Source organism: Ruegeria sp. CDSB029 (assembly GCF_059611125.1).
The window spans coordinates 125,633-143,698 of sequence record NZ_JBXWOX010000005.1 but is presented as its reverse complement, the minus strand read 5'-3'; the positions used below and the strand labels follow the sequence as shown (position 1 = coordinate 143,698).

The following is an 18,066-nucleotide window of genomic DNA, read 5'->3' as shown; positions in this document are numbered from 1 at the left end:
ACTTCATGAAACACTCGCTTTATGCAGGCGCGGCCACGTTCGCCCTGATGGCGGGCGCGGCGTATGCCGACAAGGTCACCGTGTTCGGTCCGTGGCTGGGGCCTGATCAGGAAAATGTCGAAAAGGTTTTGGACGGCTTTGCCGCAGCGACCGGGCATGAGTACAGCTATGTCGGCTCGGACAGCTTTGAGCAGCAGATCAGAATTGATGCCGAAGCCGGATCGGCGCCCAACGTAGCGGTGTTTCCCCAACCCGGTCTGGCATCAGATATGGCCAAGGCGGGATTCCTGACGCCCCTGAGTGAAGGAACTGCGGATTGGATTCGCGACAACTATGCGGCCGGTCAGTCGTGGGTGGATCTGGGAACCTATCAGGGCCCGGACGGGCAGGACCATCTGTATGGGTTTTTCTACAAGGTCGACGTGAAATCGCTGGTTTGGTTTGTGCCGGAGAACTTCGAAGACGCCGGCTATGAAATCCCGGCCACGATGGAGGAGCTGAAGGCGCTGACCGATCAGATCGTTGCAGATGGCGAAACGCCTTGGTGCATCGGGCTGGGGTCCGGCGGAGCCACCGGTTGGCCAGCGACTGACTGGGTTGAAGACATGATGCTGCGCACGTTGCCGCCCGAAGACTATGACGCCTGGGTCGCCAACGAATTGAAATTTAACGATCCTAAGGTTGTCGCCGCGATTGAAGAATTCGGAGCGTTTGCGCGCAACGATGATTACGTGGCCGGCGGAGCCGGTGCGGTTGCAACAACTGACTTCCGCGACAGCCCGAAGGGTATGTTCAGCTCGCCTCCGCAGTGTTACATGCACCGTCAGGCCTCGTTCATTCCCGCCTTCTTCCCCGAAGGTACGGTTGTGGGCGAGGATGCTGACTTTTTCTACTTCCCGGCCTATGAAGGCAAAGACCTCGGCAGCCCGGTCCTTGGGGCCGGCACAGTTTGGGCCATTACCAATGACAGCCCGGGCGCGCATGCGCTGATGAAATACCTGGAAACGCCCGAGGCGCATGAAGCCTGGATGGCTCTGACCGGGTTCCTGACGCCGCACAAAGGCGTCGATACCTCGGTCTTCTCAGACCCAACGCTGAAGAAGATGAATGACATTCTTCTGGGGGCCACCACCTTCCGGTTTGACGGTTCCGACCTGATGCCGGGCGGCGTGGGTGCAGGCACCTTCTGGACTGGAATGGTCGACTATACGGGCGGAACACCTGCCCAGGACGTCGCCGACGAAATTCAGTCCTCGTGGGACGCGCTGGACTAAAGCGTCTGAGATTGGGCAACCCGCTCTGCCGGGTTGCCCGAACCTATCGTCGCAAGGGAGAGCGGCATGCACCCGGCATTTCAAGGCCTGCTGACCATCGCCATCGGCGTGTCAGGTTGCGTGGGCTATTTCTATCTATCCAATCAGTTTCTGGACAGAGTTCTTTTCCCGCCTCGGGGGCCGAATGCTGGCCGCAATATCAACCGCGCGAACATGATCCGGCCTTGGTTGTTTCTGTTCCCAGCGCTGGCTGCTTTGGGCTTGTATCTGGCCTATCCGGTTGTCGAAACCCTGCGTCTATCCCTGACGGACCGCGTCCCGGGCGGCGGCTACAAATGGGTTGGGCTGGACAACTATATCCAGATGGCCAAGGAGCCCAAGTTTTGGGAAGCAATGCGCAACAACATGTTCTGGTTGATCATTGTGCCTGCAATGTCGACGGCCTTTGGCCTGTTGGTGGCACAGCTGACTGACCGCATTCGTTGGGGGAATCTGGCCAAGTCGCTGATCTTTATGCCTATGGCGATCTCGTTTGTTGGGGCATCGGTTATCTGGAAGCTGGTCTATGACACACGTCCGGCCGAACAAGATCAGATCGGAATGCTGAATGCGCTGTATATTTTCTTTGGCGGGACCGAGCCGCAGACGTGGCTTACGATACCGTTCTGGAACAGCTTTTTGCTGATGGTTGTCCTGATCTGGATTCAGACTGGTTTTGCAATGGTCATCCTGTCGGCCGCCTTGCGTGGTATCCCCGAAGAAACGATTGAAGCCGCAATTTTGGATGGCGCCAATCCGTTCCAGATCTTTTTTCGGATCAAAGTGCCGCAGATCAAAACTACTATCCTTGTCGTCTGGACCACGATCACCATTACTGTCCTCAAGGTCTTTGACATCGTCTTCGCCATGACCAACGGCCAATGGGAGACGCAGGTTCTTGCCAACTACATGTACGACAAGCTGTTCCGAGCGAATGACTGGGGCGTCGGGTCCGCTTCGGCCATGGTTATTATGCTCCTGGTGGCTCCGATTCTCGTCTGGAATGTGCGCAACGCACGGAAAGAGATGGAGTAGGGCAATGAGCGATATTGCAGGAACCAAACCCGCCCTTCGCTGGGTCGTCCATGCCTCGGTTCTCTTTCTGGTGGTGCTGTGGGTGGTACCCACGCTTGGCTTGCTGATTTCATCTTTCCGCACGGCGGACCAGATCGCAACCAGTGGTTGGTGGCGGTCGCTGTTCCCGTCCGAACAAAACCTGACCCTTCGCAGCGCGGCCCCGGATACCCAGGTACTCGAAAACGGGCTGTACGTGATCGAAGGCAATCTGTTTGACGAAGGGACGAAGGCGACAATCTCAAAATGGGGGATCAGCTCTCGCGCGATCGATGCCTTTGCCCCCGGCGAAACAGCTGTGCTGCGAAAGGGCGGCACAATCACCGTAGATGCTGCAGGGAATTACCGCATGGAGAACCCGGACGAGTTCACCGGCAGCCGCGGATCGCGTGTTTTTGTAACTGCAGAATTGCCGCCTGAGTTTACCTTAGACAATTATCACAAGGTTCTTCTGGCAGAAGACAGCACCGACAGTATGGGACGCGCATTTTTCAACACGTTGACCGTGACGATACCGGCAACGATCATTCCGATTCTCGTGGCGGCTTTTGCAGCCTACGCGCTGGCCTGGATGGATTTCCCCGGGCGCGCGTTGCTTATTGCGGCTGTCGTTGGTCTGTTGGTTGTCCCGCTGCAACTGGCCCTGATCCCGTTGCTGAAATTCCACCTGAATATTGGGATTGGCAAAGGGTATTTGGGGGTTTGGATGGCACACACCGGGTTCGGGTTGCCGCTGGCGATTTATCTTTTGCGTAACTACATGGCGGGTCTGCCCCGCGATCTGATCGAAAACGCGCGGGTCGATGGCGCGACCGAGTTTCAGATCTTTACCAAGTTGATCTTGCCGCTCAGCTTTCCAGCGCTGGCGTCTTTTGCGATCTTCCAGTTTCTCTGGACGTGGAATGACTTGCTGGTAGCTAAGGTGTTCCTGATCGACGCATCCGGACAGACCACCGTCATGACCAACCGCATCGTCGAGCTTTTAGGCACGCGCGGCGGGAATTGGGAAATCCTTGCCACAGCGGCCTTTGTTTCGATCATCGTCCCGCTGATTGTTTTCTTCGCAATGCAAAAATATCTGGTCCGCGGTCTGTTGGCCGGGTCCGTTAAGTAGAGGCGTCTGATGAACGTGCAGAACACCGTGAAACTCGAAACAGCAACCAAAGCAGCCGCCGAATGGTGGCGGGGCGGAGTGATATACCAGATCTATCCACGCAGTTTTCAGGACAGCAACGGCGATGGAATTGGAGATCTCAAGGGTATCACCCAAAGGCTTGGTTACATCGCTTCGCTTGGCGTCGACGCAATCTGGATCTCGCCCTTCTTCAAATCACCGATGAAGGACTTCGGTTACGACGTCAGCGACTATCGTGATGTTGATCCGATGTTCGGAACCATGGAGGACTTTAAGGAACTCTTGGATCAGGCGCATTCAGTTGGGCTGAAGGTGATGATTGACCTCGTGCTGTCGCACACGTCGGATCAGCACCCATGGTTTAAGGAAAGCCGGTCCAGTCGCGAAAATGCCAAGTCCGACTGGTATGTTTGGGCTGATCCCAAGCCCGACGGCACTCCGCCAAACAACTGGCTGTCAATTTTTGGTGGGTCCGCATGGCAGTGGGATTCCCGGCGCTTGCAGTACTATCTGCACAATTTCCTGACGTCGCAGCCGGATCTGAACTTCCATTGCTCGGACGTGCAGGATGCATTGCTGGATGTGGCGCGGTTCTGGCTGGACTTGGGCGTGGATGGTTTCCGTCTGGACACGATCAACTTCTATTTCCACGACAAACAACTGCGCGGCAACCCTGGCCTGCCGATGGATCAGCGCAATGCCTCGATCGCGCCCATGGTGAACCCCTATAACCATCAGGATCACCTTCATTCCAAAAGCCAGCCGGAAAACATCGCCTTCCTCGAGCGGTTGCGTGCACTAACGGACGAATACGAAGGCCGTGCTTGTTTGGGCGAGGTTGGCGACGCGCAGCGCGGTCTTGAGATCATGGGTGAGTATACCAGTGGCGATAAGCGCATGCATATGTGTTATGCTTTTGAGTTTCTCGAAAAACGCGCTTTGACCGCCGCATACGCCAAACAGGTGTTTGATCAGTTGGAAGAAAAGGCTGGCGATGCATGGCCTTGCTGGGCGTTCTCAAACCATGATGTTCAGCGTCACGCGTCGCGGTGGGGGCTGGACGACGCAGCCATCCGTCAACATGCAGTGCTGATGATGTGCCTGCGTGGGTCAGCATGCTTGTACCAAGGCGAAGAACTTGGCCTGCCCGAGGCGGATGTTCCATTTGAACATCTGCAGGACCCTTACGGCATAGAATTCTGGCCGGAGTTCAAGGGCCGTGATGGCTGCCGCACTCCGATGGTTTGGGCTGCGCAGGACGAACAGTCTGGGTTCAGTACTGGAGCCCCCTGGTTGCCCGTCAGCCAAACGCAGGCCGAGCGTGCGGTTGACCGGTTAGAGCAAGAGCCAAATTCGACGTTGCACCATTATCGCCGTGCCATCGCGTTGCGCCACGCGCATTCCGCATTGATGTCTGGCCAGCAGCGCGAGATGGCGCAGTCTGGACCGATCCTGACCTTCTTGCGTGAGGACAATGCCCAACAGATATTCTGCGCATTCAATTTGGGATCTGACAGCGCGGAAATCACACTGCCCAACGGTAACTGGCAGGCAATCGGGCAAGAGTTGGGCGGCGTCGGAGGGGCGGGGACCATCACCCTCGGTGCGGCCCAATTCTGTTTGATGGCTCGGGTGCAGGGGTAAGTTATGTCTGAACTCAATCTCACGGATGTTGCCAAAACGTATGGCAATGTCGATGTCCTAAAGAACATTAACCTCGACATCGAACGCGGTGAATTGATTGTATTTGTCGGGCCTTCGGGTTGCGGTAAATCCACGTTGCTGCGTATGATTGCGGGGCTAGAAAAGATCACTGGCGGAACGCTTGAGATCGAAGGCCAGGTGATGAACGATGTGCCGCCCGCGCAGCGGGGCATTGCGATGGTTTTTCAAAGCTATGCCCTGTATCCGCACATGACGGTACGCGAAAATATGGCTTTTGCATTGAAAATTGCCAAAATGCCGTCAACCGAGGTCGACGCGGCGGTTGATCGCGCCGCCCGTATCCTTCAGCTGGAACCGTTTCTGGATCGGCTTCCAAAGGCACTTTCTGGTGGCCAGCGGCAACGGGTTGCAATCGGTCGGGCGATCGTGCGCGATCCAAAGGTCTATCTGTTCGATGAACCGCTTTCCAATCTTGACGCAGCGCTGCGCGTCGCGACCCGCATTGAAATCGCGCGTCTGAAAGAGGCAATGCCCGACAGCACGATGGTCTATGTCACCCACGATCAGGTCGAGGCGATGACATTGGCCAGCCGGATTGTCGTCCTGGCCAACAAGGGGATCGCGCAGGTCGGCACCCCTCTCGAACTGTATGAAACGCCTGACAATGAGTTTGTCGCGCAATTTATTGGCTCACCTGCGATGAACCTGTTGCCGGGGGTCATCACCCAGACTGGTGAGCGCACCGTCGTAAAACTGGATGGTGGTGGGACCGCGGTGACCAGCATCCCAACCGATGCGGCTGACGAGGGTAAACAGGTAAATATCGGAGTGCGTCCCGAAGACTTTCACCCCGTTGAAAGCAATCCGATTATGGAAGGGATTGTGGACTTTACCGAAGCACTTGGCGAGGTCACGCTGTTGTATTTTGCCGCCAAGGACGGGGAGGACCCCACAATCGCAAAACTGCCGGGGGTCCAAAAAAACATGCGGGGCCAAACCGTTGCCGTTTCGGCAGATCCGGGCAAGGTTCACTTGTTTCACCAGGGCCTGTCCATGAGGAAGTGACCGCGAGCGGCGCATGATGATCGAAAGGTGCGGCACAGTACGCGAATGCCGCTTACTGCACAGTTTGGAACGTTGTCTGTGCCCCGCAGTGGTAAGTCCCGAGGTCTGTGTGCGTTTCCAAATGCATGCAGTTTATGACTGTTTTTGACGTGAGTTCTTTCGGTCGGGCATGGCAAATACCTCTTTTCCTCTTTTGAATTGCGGCCCAAAGCCTAGTCCCGAGCTTGACGGGCAGCCGTGTCAATTTCTTACGAAACATTGCCAAAATAAGCTGCTCCGGTCTCAAAATGTGACTGCGATCCCAGGGGGTAACTAACCATATTTGCTAGATTAAATCGCAATCTGGACATACGAAATTGCCAATCCGTCACTTTTGGCCTGACAATGCCCCCGCAAAGTTCTAGCGTGGCAATCATAATAACAAAACAACACAGTCCAATAACGGGAGAACCATAATATGGCTGAACGGAAAACCCTTTCCAGACGCTCGATTCTGAAAGGCGCGGGTGCGGCTGCCCTTGCTGCGCCGCTTTACAGCAAAAGCGCTCTGGCATCTTCGGGTGAAATCAACATTCTGATGTGGTCGGACTATCTGCCGCCCGCATTCCTGCAAGAGTTTGAAACTCTGACCGGAATCAAGGTGAACTATACCGGTATCGGGTCGAACGAAGAAATCATCAACAAGATGAAGGCCACCAAGGGCCAAGGCTTTGACATCGTATCGCCGACGAACAACCGCTCGTTGCAGTGGGGGCCGCTGGAACTGTTGCAGCCCTTCGACATGAACAAGGTTCCGATTGATCTGGTGAACCCTGCGATGGCGCAGATCGGCACTGACGCCTGGAACTTTGCTGACAGCGGCGTGCACTGGCTGCCGCATATCTGGGGTACAGAAGGTATTGCCTACCGCACCGACCTGTGGCTGCCCGAAGGAGACGCCCCGTCCTATGGGGACGTCTGGTCCGAAGCAAACGCAGGCAAGACTATGGGCCGCGCGCATTCGATGATGCTGGGTGCGGGTCTGTATATGGAAGCCTCTGGCGAGATGGAGCCTGGCTCTGTCTGGGCCGCGTACGGCGACGAAGACACCATGCGCAAGGTCTGGGGCCAAATCACTGACTGGTGCGTCGAGCGGAAGAACCGGATCAAGCTGATCTGGAACGATGCCGACACCCAGAAAAACGGCCTGTTGAACGAAGGCGTTATTGTCGGCCAGACCTGGGATGGTCCGCCGCTGGCGCTGAAATCAGCGGGTGAGCCGGTGCACTATCAGGCTCCGGTCGAAGGTGCGATGGCATGGGTCGACGGAATGTCGATGCCGACCGGTGCGCAGAACATCGATCAGGTTTATGCCTTCATCGATTTCGCCTATCAGGCCAAGCCTGCAGGTGTCGCCATCGACAGCCACGGGTACAACTCGCCAGTACTGGGTGCCGACCAATATGCGGGCGACACCTACAAGAAGAACTTCGCTGAGGCCTATCCGGGCGACTCGCTGGCAAACCTGAACCCATGGCCTGCTGAGGCTCCGTGGTATGCCGAAACTCGGACCGAGTTCGTCAACAAGTTCAAAAGCGCCTGATTGCTTTGACAAGGTGCCCTCCGCCACTGTGCGGAGGGCTATCAACCCGCATGCCACAAAGGCGTGACGGACGCTATTTCGGTGCGGTCATGGACTGTACCTGACGGAGATACCAAAAATGAGTGCAGGGGTCGGTGTAGATCTTGAGAACCTGTGGATCCGTTTCGGTGATTTTGTTGCCGTGAGGGATGCAAACGTGAACATCAACGGGGGCGATTTCTTTTCGTTTCTCGGTCCCTCGGGGTGCGGCAAAACAACGATCCTGCGGGCAGTTTCGGGCTTTCTTGAACCAAGCGAAGGCAAAGTTCTGATCGGCGGCAAGGATATGCGGGGCATTGGTCCGAACAAACGCCCGACCGCCCTGATTTTTCAGAACCTCGCGTTGTTCCCGCTGATGAAAGTGTGGGAAAATATCACCTTCTCATTGGAGATCAGCGGCGCAAGCGCAAAAGAACGCCGAAAGCGTGCCGATGAGCTGCTGGACATGATCGCGCTGCCCGATCAAGGTGACAAGCTGCCAAGCGAGTTGTCCGGTGGTCAGCGCCAACGGGTTGCCATCGCCCGCGCGCTTTGTGCGGAACCGGACGTGCTGCTGCTGGATGAACCGTTGTCCGCGCTGGACCTCAAACTGCGCCAGCATATGCGCACCGAGCTGCGAGAGATTCAAAAGCGCGTCGGCATCACTTTCATCTATATCACCCACGACCAGGGCGAAGCCCTGACCATGTCAGACAATATCGCTGTCATGCGGGCTGGCGTGATCGATCAAATCGCCGATGGCAAGACTATCTATAATGATCCCAACACTGCATTCGCGGCCTCTTTCGTAGGTGAAAACAACGTATTTCGCGGCAAAATTAAACAGGTTATGGGGAACGAAGCGCTGATTTCAACGAACCGGTCTGGTGAACTGGTTGCACGCATCTCGACCGCCAACCAAGGAAAGCTGACAGTGGGTGATGACGCCATGATGTTCATTCGCCCCGAAGCTTTTGCGATCGCCGCCGATGGTGCGGCAGGCGATCACTTTGTTACCGCGCGGGTGAACCACGAAGAATTCGAAGGTAACGTCTTCAACATCTTCACCGAAGGTGACGGCGGTAAAGAGATCAAGGTGTCCTTGCCAAATCTCGGCCAATCCTTCGATGACCACACAGGCCAAAACATCACGTTGGAATATGAGACCCGCAATGCGGTTCTGGTTCCGGCGGGTGATTTGGCCGCAGAATAAGGGGGCCTTCTATGCCAGGCTTCCTGAAAGAATTCTTCAACCGAAACGGCATCGGCATGGGCGCCGCAATATTGGGTCTTGTCCTATTCTGGACTATTGGCCTGATCATTCTGCCCCAGCTGTCGATGCTGGATTTTTCCTTCCGTCCGAACCTGCCACCGCCCGAGATTGGCGGGCCTAAGGACGTTTATACGCTGGAGAACTACAAGTACCTGATCTATGGCCCCGAAGGTGGTAGTCAGTCCTATAATGCAGTCGACCTGAGGGTCTTTTTTCGCACACTGCTGGCCGCAGTCTGTGTGACGGTCTTCAACCTGATCCTCTGCTATCCGATTGCCTATTATCTGGGCCAGTCCAAGGGCAACCACATTCGCATCTTCGCGATCATGCTGATCATCCCATACTGGATCAACGAGATTCTGCGCGCCTTTGCCCTGCGGATCATCTTTGGTGAGACCGGTGTTTTAAATACGCTGTTCGTGGGGCTGGGCATCTGGGATACGCCGTTTGACTTTATTCGCAACGACATCGCGCTCTATGCCGGTCTGGGTTATGCCTACATCCTGCTGATGATCTTCCCGATGTACAACGTGATCGAAAGTCTGGATAAAAACCAGATCGAGGCTGCGCGCGATCTTGGTGCGCCATGGTGGCGGATTCACTGGCGTGTGGTTATTCCTTACGCCAAACCGGGCATCAGCTCGGGCTGTACCATGGTGTTCATGCTAAGCGCCGGTGCGCTGGCCGCGCCACAAATCCTGGGCGGACCGTCCAGCCTGTGGTTTACGCAGCTGATCTACCAGCAATTCAATGACAACAATGACTGGCCGCAGGGTGCCGCCTACGCCATCGTTCTTTTGGTGACCTGTATTCTGTTCGTGCTGGCGATGATGCGCCTGTTCAAGGTGAACATGGGGGATATCGGGAAATGAACAATTCCTTCCTTCGTGTAAGCATCTGGGTCTATCTGGTCATCTTCCTCCTGTACTTGCTGGGCCCGCTGGTGATCATGTCGGTCACGGCCTTCAATTCGTCGGCCTTCCCGCGCATGACTCCGTGGGAGTGTCTGACCTTCCAGTGGTTCGGCGAGCTATTTCAGGATCAGCGTATCCTGAACGGCATCAAGAACTCGCTGATCATTGGCGCCGGAACGGTTGTTCTTTCGGTGGCGATGGGTCTGGCCGGTGCGCTGATGCTGACGCAGATCTGGCCTAAGTTGCGGGCGACCTACTATACGATCATCATCGCTCCGATCTTGATCCCAGGTGTTGTTCTGGGCATTTCGACTTTGGTATTCTGGGATCGGATCAACCGGATGCTGGGACTGGGTGCAGATAGCTTCCTGTCCAACGGTATCTTCCTGACGGTAATCGGCCAATCTACCTTCATTGCAAGCTATTGCATGCTGGTTCTTGTCGCGCGCCTGCAGCGTTACGATGTGGCATTGACCGAAGCGGCGCTGGACCTTGGTGCAACGCATGCTCAGGCTTTCCGCAAGATCCTGTTGCCCTTCATGCGTCCTGCGATCGCGTCGGCTGCAGTGCTGGCGTTCCTCGCTTCGTTCGAGAACTACAACACGACCACTTTCACCTTTGGTGAATACCCGACGCTGACGATCGAACTGGCCCAAAAGGTGCGCTACGGCATTACGCCCGCCATTTCGGCCCTGGCCTTCATCATCGTGGCGCTGACAGTGTTCTTTGCCTTGTTGAACGAAGCCAAGTTGAAGCGTCAGGAGCTGGTGGCCGCAGCCCGCAAGAGCGCCACAGTTGAGGAGCTGGCCGGCAAGATTAAGCTGCCCAGCTTCTTTGCTGGCAACATGGCGGCTGTCCTGCTGGTTGTGTTTGCGGTTGCGACGATCACTGTCGTTGGCACCGCAACGGCCTACAACCCCGGCCAATGCATCGCCAATGTGAAAGAGCAGAAACGCCTGGAAGCGGAACAACGCATTCAAGAGCTGCGCAAGCAGCGCGAAGAACAGCGTAAGAAGCGCGAGGCCGAAGAAGCCGAACAAGGTGGTGCGCAGCAATCCACACCGAAACCATCCAACAACAGTGGTTTTGGCAATGTCTTCGCGCCGAATACTCTTGGTGGGGACGCCGAGGAGGAGAGTTCTGATACTGAAACTCCGCCTTCAAACAACGGTGGCTTTGGGGGCGTGTTCGACCCCAACAGCCTGCAGACTGACCAGTAGGTTTTGAAGCTAAATCCAAAACGAGCGCCCGGAGAGGTTATTCCTCTTCGGGCGCATCTTTCTGCGTGACAGCAACGTCACAGGCGTCAACGACGTCACCGTTCCATGCGACCGGTTGCGCATTGTAATTTATTAGGAAAACATGCGTGGCCGTCTCGCGACGGCGCAACCCTTTGGGCATCGGATATAGGGTAAACTCGGTTTTGCGCGCGGCCATTTCAACGACCCGGTCCCACAATGTGTCATCCGGGAAACCTGCCAGATACCAAAGACGATTTTCACCCAAAAGCGCAGGGGTGCCATCTGCAAATGTCAGCAAATTGGAGGCAGCCCCCGAAACCCTGTCGATCCAATGTTGCGCCGCGCCGCCGCCTTCAACGCCACGGCGGATGTTAGGCGGCAGTGTCTCGACCAAATCGACGTCGCAGTTCAGACCGCTCAGACCGGGTCGTGCCCGGGGAATCTGGAAATCATGTGTGATAGCCCCGCTGCGTGGACCCAGGATGAGCAGATCACTGGCCTCCACCAATTGACGCTCCAAATTGTCGCTCATGGTGGCTATCCCAGGAGCAAGGATGAACTTGTAGCCAACACGCGGAATGTTGGTTGAGGACACGAAGTCCACAGACAAACCCGCCCGCCGCAAGGCGCGATAAGCCGAGAAAACCAGACGAAAATAGTCAAATCCCGCGCCCTGAGGCTGTGTCGACCAAGCCCAATCCGAGGCGTAGTCGAACAGGATGGCCACCTGGGCCCGTGTTTGCACAACGTTGCCTATTTCTGACAACGCGTCCGAAGTCTGCTTTGCTTCGGTCAGGGCCGGGGCAGGGCGGTTGTTGGGCGTCAGCAGCCCCGCATGCATTTGCTCTTGCGCAAACGGCGCCTGCCGCCAGCGGAAATAGCTGACAACCTCTGCACCATGCGCCACTGCCTCTAGGGACCACAGCTTAACCATTCCGGGTAGTGGTGCCGGATTGTACGGGGCCCAATTCACCGGGCCGGGTTGCTGCTCCATCACCCACCAACGCCCGTGGCCGACCGCGCGATACAGGTCATGATGAAAAGCCTGCATGTCTGGATCGCCCTGCTGAAGAAAGGCGGTTTTGTGGGCTTCATCCGCCTCAAGCCGATCAGAGAGGAAACCGATTGGATAGCTGTCCCATGTGGCGATATCCAAATCTTCGCCAACCTTGAAATGATCGAAATCCAGCACTCGGCCCATATAGTTGTGCAACAAAGGTGCATCGGTCAATGCGCGCAGTACATCTGCCTGGGCTTTGTTATACGCAACGACCTGATCCGAACTGAAACGCCGGAACGCCAGAACATGCGCCGGGTTGGGTTCGGTCACTGTCAGATTAGGCAGATCAATCTGGTCGAAATCGCGATACTCCATCGCCCAGAATATGTTGCCCCATGCCTCGTTTAGCACGTCAATTTTGCCGTATTGATCCTTTAGCCAAAGCCGAAAGGCATGCAGAGCGGCGAGGCCGTAGCTGACGGTCGTATCGTGGCAGCCATATTCATTGTCGATTTGCCAAGCAGCAATATTCGGGTTTTGCCCATAGCGCTCGCCCATGATCCGGGCAATGCGGACGGATTCTTGGACATAACCCGGATGGCTAAAACAATAATGCCTGCGCGAGCCGAATTTGCGGGGGTTTCCTTGCGCATCCACTGCCAGCATGTCGGGATATTTCTCAAGCATCCAACGCGGAGGTGTCGCAGTGGGTGTCCCCAGCACAACCTTGAGCCCAGCCGCCCCAAGCGTTTCGATTGCACGGTCCAGCCAATCCAACTGCAGATCGCCTGGAACCGGCTCCATTCGGCTCCAGGCAAACTCACCGATCCGGACCCAGCTTATGCCAGTTTCGACCATTCGAGCCGCGTCTTCGGCCCAAATGGCCTCGGGCCAATGTTCCGGGTAATAGCAAACACCAAGTTCTGGTTTCATAGAAGGACTCTGTGTTCTGCCTGGCCTGTGCCTGCGTCCAATGCGCCAAAGGTCATGCCGTTGGTTGGTTGTGTTTTAACAGTGTCTGCGTCCACCCCCTGACGGGCAGTGGTGCAAAACAGCGTTGTCAGATCGTCGCCGCCAAAGGCGGGACAAGATGTATGTGCGGCCTGAAACGAGACCGCATGCCGAAACCGTCCGTTCGGGTCATAGCAGGCGACACGGTTTGCCCCCCATTGGGCGATCCAGATATTGCCTTCTGCGTCGACCACAGCACCATCGGGGTAAAGGCCATCAGCGCGCAAGTCGAGAAACACCGCGCTATTGCCTTCGGGCCAGCCCATCTCAGCCTCCAGCGAGCAGCGCCTGACCTGTTGTGTGACTGTATCGGTGTAATAGACGCAGGACCTGTCTGGGGCAAAACAGATCGCGTTCGAGATTGTGACCTCGGGCACAAGCAGGCGCAGCTCACCCTGCCAGTACCGATAGATCGCGCCAGCCTGCTTTTCAGCGTTCTTTCCCATCGTCCCGATCCAGAACCCGCCCCACGGGTCTGCGCGCCCGTCATTGGAGCGGGTGTCCGGGTTGTTCGCCTCAAGCGAGACGATCAGGTCTTTTTGACCGCTGTCCAAACCAAACCGCCACAGACCGGTTTCCGATGCCATCACTATTGTATCCCGGTCCACCCAACCTGCCGCTGAGACATGTTCCGAAAACTGCCAGCTGTGTTGCTCGCCCGCTGTCTGCGTCATCAGACGTTTGTTGATGATGTCGAACCAGAACAGTTGCTTGCGTTCAGGATGCCACAGGGGCCCTTCGCCTAACTCACATGGACGGTCGTCAAAAACAAAGCTCATCCAGCTGCCTCGTCATAGGCAGCGACGATCCGCTTGGCCTGACCGGCAATTTCCGCGACGGACATCCCCGGTTTGAACAGGGCCGATCCGATGCCAAACCCGTCTGCCCCAGCCTTGATCCATTCGGCGAAGTTCTCAGGTCCAGCGCCACCAACGGCATAGACCAAAGTCCCCGATGGCAATACAGGTCGCAGTGCGGCCAATCCACTTGGCCCGGCAGTGACACCCGGGAACAGTTTCAATCCCGTCGCGCCAGCCTTAAGTGCCGCAAACGCCTCGGTCGGGGTATAGACGCCCGGCCAGCTTTGCATGTTTAGTGCGACAGAACGCACAATGACCTCGGCGTCATAATTCGGGGAAACGATCAGCTTACCGCCAACTTGCGCAACGGCTTCGACCTGTTCGGGGGTCAGAACCGTGCCAGCGCCGATCAGAGCTTGATCGCCGAATGAGCTGGCCAACGATTCAATGCTGTTCAGCGGGTCAGGCGAATTCAACGGAACCTCGATCTTGTCGATACCGGCTTCGATCAGGGCATGACCCACATCGACGGCTTCTGCCGGTTGCAAGCCACGCAATATGGCGATGATGGGGCGGTTCATGCGGTTTGCCTCGTTAGTTTACGGGCCTGCGACAGGCCTGCCAATGTGCATTGGGTTGCGCTAGCGGTGTCCACGAAAGCACCCTGCAGTTGCAACGCGCCCGCATAGATTTGGGAAATCCCTTCAGCGCCGATGATTGCCAGCTGCTGCCCCAACCAATAGGGGCGTGTTGCGCCCAGTTCAGCCCCGATCAAGAGCCCGGATAATTTTGCCCGGGCTGTCCCCTTGTCCTGATTGTGCAACAAATCCGCCGCCCGCAGTCCAAACAGACGTGCAGCCAATTGTTCGGGTTTTGACAACGTGTCTGCCGTAGCTTCTGCAAAGGCATCGGCGTCCCAGCCGTCACCGACCGAATGCTTGAGCACTGATTGCTCGGAGAGAAGCTCAAACATCTCACCTGTCATGAACGTTCGAAAGCTCACGACTTCTCCTGCGCTGATCTGAACCCATTTTGAATGCGTCCCGGGCAGGCAGATAACCCCGTCCCAGTTCGGGCGGGTTGCCAGAAAGCCAGAAATTTGAGTTTCCTCGCCGCGCATCACATCCGGCGGTGCGTTCTGCTTCAGCCCAGGCACCACGAATGCGCGTATCCGGGCATCGGTACCGGGTACCCGTATAGGCGCATCAGGCAGTGGCGCTGACGGGACGGCCGAGTAGGGGGCTTCGACCCAGCCTTGCCGCGCACCGACCATGCCGCAAGCCACAACATCGACAGGTTCAGCGCCCAACCAATCTTCGATAAGGTCCAGCAAGACAGATTGGAAGTCATCTCTACTCAGACGCGCCATGCCGCGGTCAGACTGCCTTTGCGCCAGTACGGTGTCGGACTGCATAGCCCAGGCCCGCAGTTGGGATGTTCCCCAGTCGACGGCTATCCACTCTGCATTCATGGCTTTACCCCGTTACTACAACGCCGCCATCGACGGCCATGCACTGTCCGGTCATCGCGCGGCTGGCATCCGAGGCCAGGAACAATGTCGGTGCGATCATGTCTTCGGGCGTCAGGTGTTCTTTTAGGCACTGGCGCTCCAAATGCGCCGCCAGGTCTTCCGGCGTCGCCCACATGTCAAGTTGCTTTTGTGTCAAAACCCATCCGGGAGCCAGCGCATTGATACGAATTTTTTGCGGGCCCAATTCGCGCGCCAAAGATCGCGTCATCCCGGTGATCCCGGCATTCGACGTCGTATAGATTGGGTACCCCGCATTCCCCATCATGTAGCTGATCGAGCTGAAGTTGACGATTGAACCCCCTTTGCCAGCCATTTGGCGCGCAGCCTCCTGACAGGCGAAGTAGTAGGCCTTGAGGTTCACCTCAATCATCCAGTCCCAGAACTCGGCGGTGGTTTCCTCAAGCGAGTGACGCTTGTCGTTAGCGGCGTTGTTGACCAACACATCCAAAGGTCCATGTGCCTCGGCAGCCTTTTGCATTGTGGCGCGCAGCAATTCGGTATCCGTCATGTCGCCCTGCATGAACAGCGGCGCGCGGCCATGTTTGTCTCGCATTTCCTCAACGAATGCGCTGGCGTCCGAGCGGCCGATAAAGGCAACGTTTGCGCCCTGGGCCAAAAACCCATCCGTCAGAGCTGCCCCTACACCAGAGCCGCCGCCGGTGATATAGACCGACGCGCCGTTGAGGTCGTGGAATGTGGCTGGATTGTCCATCAGTGGCTCTCTCTGGTTACAAGGCGCGTGTCTTTGCCAACGAGAAAATCAAGGTCCGCGCCTTTATCGGCCTGTAGCACGTGGTCGATATAGAGTTTCGCGTAACCGCGCGTGTAGTGCGGATCGTCCGGTTGCCACGTGGCACGGCGGGTTTCCAGTTCCTTTTCATCGACCAGCAGCTCTAATTCGCCCTTGCTGGCGGACACGCGGATACGATCGCCGGTTTTGACAAGGGCCAAGGTGCCTCCGGCTTGCGCCTCGGGGCTTAAATGCAGGATCACGGTGCCATATGCAGTGCCTGACATGCGCGCATCCGAGATACGGATCATGTCGCGCACGCCTTCTTTGATCAATTTTCCGGGGATTGGCATGTTCCCGACTTCGGGCATGCCGGGATAGCCCTTTGGGCCGCAGCCCTTCAGGACCAGAATGGTTTCGGACGTCACTGGCAGATCATCCCGGTCGATATTGGCTTTCAAATCCTCGATGTTCTCGAAAACGTAGGCCTCAGCTTCGGTTTCCAGCAGCGTATCCGTCGCGGCCGAAGGTTTCACAATGGCCCCGTTGGGCGCGAGGTTTCCGCGCAGCACGCGCAATCCCGCGGCGGGCTTCACCGGATCGTCGAAGGGGCGGATGACGTCGGGGTTAAAGCATTCTGCCCCCTCAAAATGCGCCGAGATATCTTTGTTCAGAACGGTTTTTGCAGGGCGCAGAAAGGGTTTCAACTCGTTCAGAACCACGGGCACACCGCCCGCGTAACAGAAATCCTCCATCAGGTATTTCCCTGAGGGCATGCAGTTCACCAGCAGCGGGATTTCCGACCCGATTTCAAAGTCTTTCAGCGTCAGGTCTACGCCCACGCGGCCCGCCAGCGCGAGCAAATGCACCACTGCATTGGTCGAGCCGCCAACGGCCGCATTGGCCAGAATGGCATTTTCGAACGCTTCCTTGGTCAGGATGTCCGACGGTTTTAAATCTTCGTCCACCATCTCGACAATCCGTTTGCCGGTCAGGTGCGCCAGCGCCATCCGGCGGGCATCAACTGCTGGTAGGGCGGCGTTGGTCGGGAGGGACATGCCCATTGCCTCGACCAGCGACGCCATGGTCGAGGCCGTGCCCATGGTCATGCAGACCCCGGCGCTGCGGGACATGCCGGACTCGGCATTCATGAAGTCCTTCAGTGTCATCTCACCAGCGCGTACAGCTTCTGAGAATTTCCAAACATCCGTGCCCGAACCAATGTCTTTTCCCTGGTACTTCCCGTTCAACATCGGGCCAGAGCTGACCACGATAGAGGGCAGATCTACCGAAGCGGCCCCCATCAGCTGCCCCGGCGTGGTCTTATCGCAACCACCCAACAGGACTACGCCGTCGATGCCATAGGCGCGAATAGATTCCTCGACATCCATCGCCAGCAGGTTGCGGAACAGCATGGCAGTTGGTTTCATCTGGGTTTCACCCAGTGACATCACCGGGAATTCGACCGGGAAACCTCCGGCCTCCCACACACCGCGTTTAACGCCCTCGGCCAGATCGCGCAGGCCCGAGTTGCAGGGCGTGAGTTCCGACCAGGTGTTGCAGATACCGATGATCGGGCGACCATCGAACGCGTGATCAGGAAAGCCTTGGTTCTTCATCCAAGATCTGTGGATAAAGCCATCCTTGTCCAGCTTGCCATACCAATGCTGAGAGCGGCGTTTTTTTGTCATTGTTTTTCAGCCTTCTAAAATTG

At 56.7% G+C, this 18,066-nt stretch carries 15 protein-coding genes; 9 read left to right on the top strand and 6 right to left on the bottom strand.

Going from position 1 to position 18,066, the window contains the following annotated elements:
* Window positions 1-5 precede the first annotated feature (5 nt).
* The 9 genes from AC2FI8_RS08050 (at window position 6) to AC2FI8_RS08010 (ending at window position 11,259) form a co-directional block, all read left to right on the top strand.
* On the top strand, window positions 6-1,274 hold the full coding sequence (locus AC2FI8_RS08050; protein WP_282169574.1) for an ABC transporter substrate-binding protein: 1,269 nt from the start codon (window positions 6-8) through the stop codon (window positions 1,272-1,274).
* A gap of 66 nt (window positions 1,275-1,340) precedes the next feature.
* Window positions 1,341-2,348, top strand: coding sequence for a carbohydrate ABC transporter permease (locus AC2FI8_RS08045; protein ID WP_170418733.1), 1,008 nt, complete (start codon window positions 1,341-1,343; stop codon window positions 2,346-2,348).
* 4 nt (window positions 2,349-2,352) lie between these two features.
* On the top strand, window positions 2,353-3,501 hold the full coding sequence (locus AC2FI8_RS08040) for a carbohydrate ABC transporter permease (protein WP_496778319.1): 1,149 nt from the start codon (window positions 2,353-2,355) through the stop codon (window positions 3,499-3,501).
* A 9-nt stretch (window positions 3,502-3,510) separates the two neighbouring features.
* On the top strand, window positions 3,511-5,166 hold the full coding sequence (locus tag AC2FI8_RS08035; protein ID WP_496778317.1) for an alpha-amylase family glycosyl hydrolase: 1,656 nt from the start codon (window positions 3,511-3,513) through the stop codon (window positions 5,164-5,166).
* 3 nt (window positions 5,167-5,169) lie between these two features.
* Window positions 5,170-6,252, top strand: a complete 1,083-nt coding sequence (locus AC2FI8_RS08030; protein WP_496778315.1) for an ABC transporter ATP-binding protein — start codon at window positions 5,170-5,172, stop codon at window positions 6,250-6,252.
* 457 nt (window positions 6,253-6,709) lie between these two features.
* Window positions 6,710-7,834: an extracellular solute-binding protein gene (locus tag AC2FI8_RS08025; RefSeq protein ID WP_496766357.1), complete on the top strand. Its 1,125-nt coding sequence runs from the start codon at window positions 6,710-6,712 to the stop codon at window positions 7,832-7,834.
* Between the two features lie 118 nt (window positions 7,835-7,952).
* Window positions 7,953-9,065, top strand: a complete 1,113-nt coding sequence (locus AC2FI8_RS08020; protein ID WP_496739067.1) for an ABC transporter ATP-binding protein — start codon at window positions 7,953-7,955, stop codon at window positions 9,063-9,065.
* Window positions 9,066-9,076: 11 nt separating this feature from the next.
* Window positions 9,077-9,997: an ABC transporter permease gene (locus AC2FI8_RS08015; RefSeq protein ID WP_108859642.1), complete on the top strand. Its 921-nt coding sequence runs from the start codon at window positions 9,077-9,079 to the stop codon at window positions 9,995-9,997.
* A complete protein-coding gene (locus AC2FI8_RS08010; protein ID WP_496778313.1) occupies window positions 9,994-11,259 on the top strand; it encodes an ABC transporter permease in 1,266 nt (421 codons plus the stop codon). The genes AC2FI8_RS08015 and AC2FI8_RS08010 overlap by 4 nt, the downstream gene beginning before the upstream one ends.
* A 37-nt stretch (window positions 11,260-11,296) precedes the next feature.
* Here the strand turns inward: AC2FI8_RS08010 and AC2FI8_RS08005 are convergent, their stop codons facing one another.
* Genes AC2FI8_RS08005 through AC2FI8_RS07980 form a run of 6 tightly spaced genes read right to left on the bottom strand, consistent with a single transcriptional unit; the run spans window position 11,297 to window position 18,043 of the window.
* The gene (locus AC2FI8_RS08005; RefSeq protein ID WP_496778311.1) at window positions 11,297-13,213 is read right to left on the bottom strand and encodes a beta-galactosidase; all 1,917 of its coding nucleotides are present in this window, start codon (window positions 13,211-13,213) and stop codon (window positions 11,297-11,299) included.
* A complete protein-coding gene (locus AC2FI8_RS08000) occupies window positions 13,210-14,070 on the bottom strand; it encodes an SMP-30/gluconolactonase/LRE family protein (RefSeq protein WP_496778309.1) in 861 nt (286 codons plus the stop codon). Before AC2FI8_RS08000 ends, AC2FI8_RS08005 begins: the two co-directional genes overlap by 4 nt.
* Window positions 14,067-14,672, bottom strand: a complete 606-nt coding sequence (locus tag AC2FI8_RS07995) for a 2-dehydro-3-deoxy-6-phosphogalactonate aldolase (protein ID WP_496766368.1) — start codon at window positions 14,670-14,672, stop codon at window positions 14,067-14,069. The genes AC2FI8_RS08000 and AC2FI8_RS07995 overlap by 4 nt, the downstream gene beginning before the upstream one ends.
* On the bottom strand, window positions 14,669-15,562 hold the full coding sequence (locus AC2FI8_RS07990; RefSeq protein ID WP_496778307.1) for a 2-dehydro-3-deoxygalactonokinase: 894 nt from the start codon (window positions 15,560-15,562) through the stop codon (window positions 14,669-14,671). Before AC2FI8_RS07990 ends, AC2FI8_RS07995 begins: the two co-directional genes overlap by 4 nt.
* 4 nt (window positions 15,563-15,566) lie before the next feature.
* On the bottom strand, window positions 15,567-16,334 hold the full coding sequence (locus AC2FI8_RS07985; RefSeq protein WP_496778305.1) for an SDR family NAD(P)-dependent oxidoreductase: 768 nt from the start codon (window positions 16,332-16,334) through the stop codon (window positions 15,567-15,569).
* Complete coding sequence (locus AC2FI8_RS07980; RefSeq protein ID WP_496778303.1) at window positions 16,334-18,043, bottom strand: IlvD/Edd family dehydratase; 1,710 nt, start codon at window positions 18,041-18,043, stop codon at window positions 16,334-16,336. Before AC2FI8_RS07980 ends, AC2FI8_RS07985 begins: the two co-directional genes overlap by 1 nt.
* Window positions 18,044-18,066: the final 23 nt, after the last annotated feature.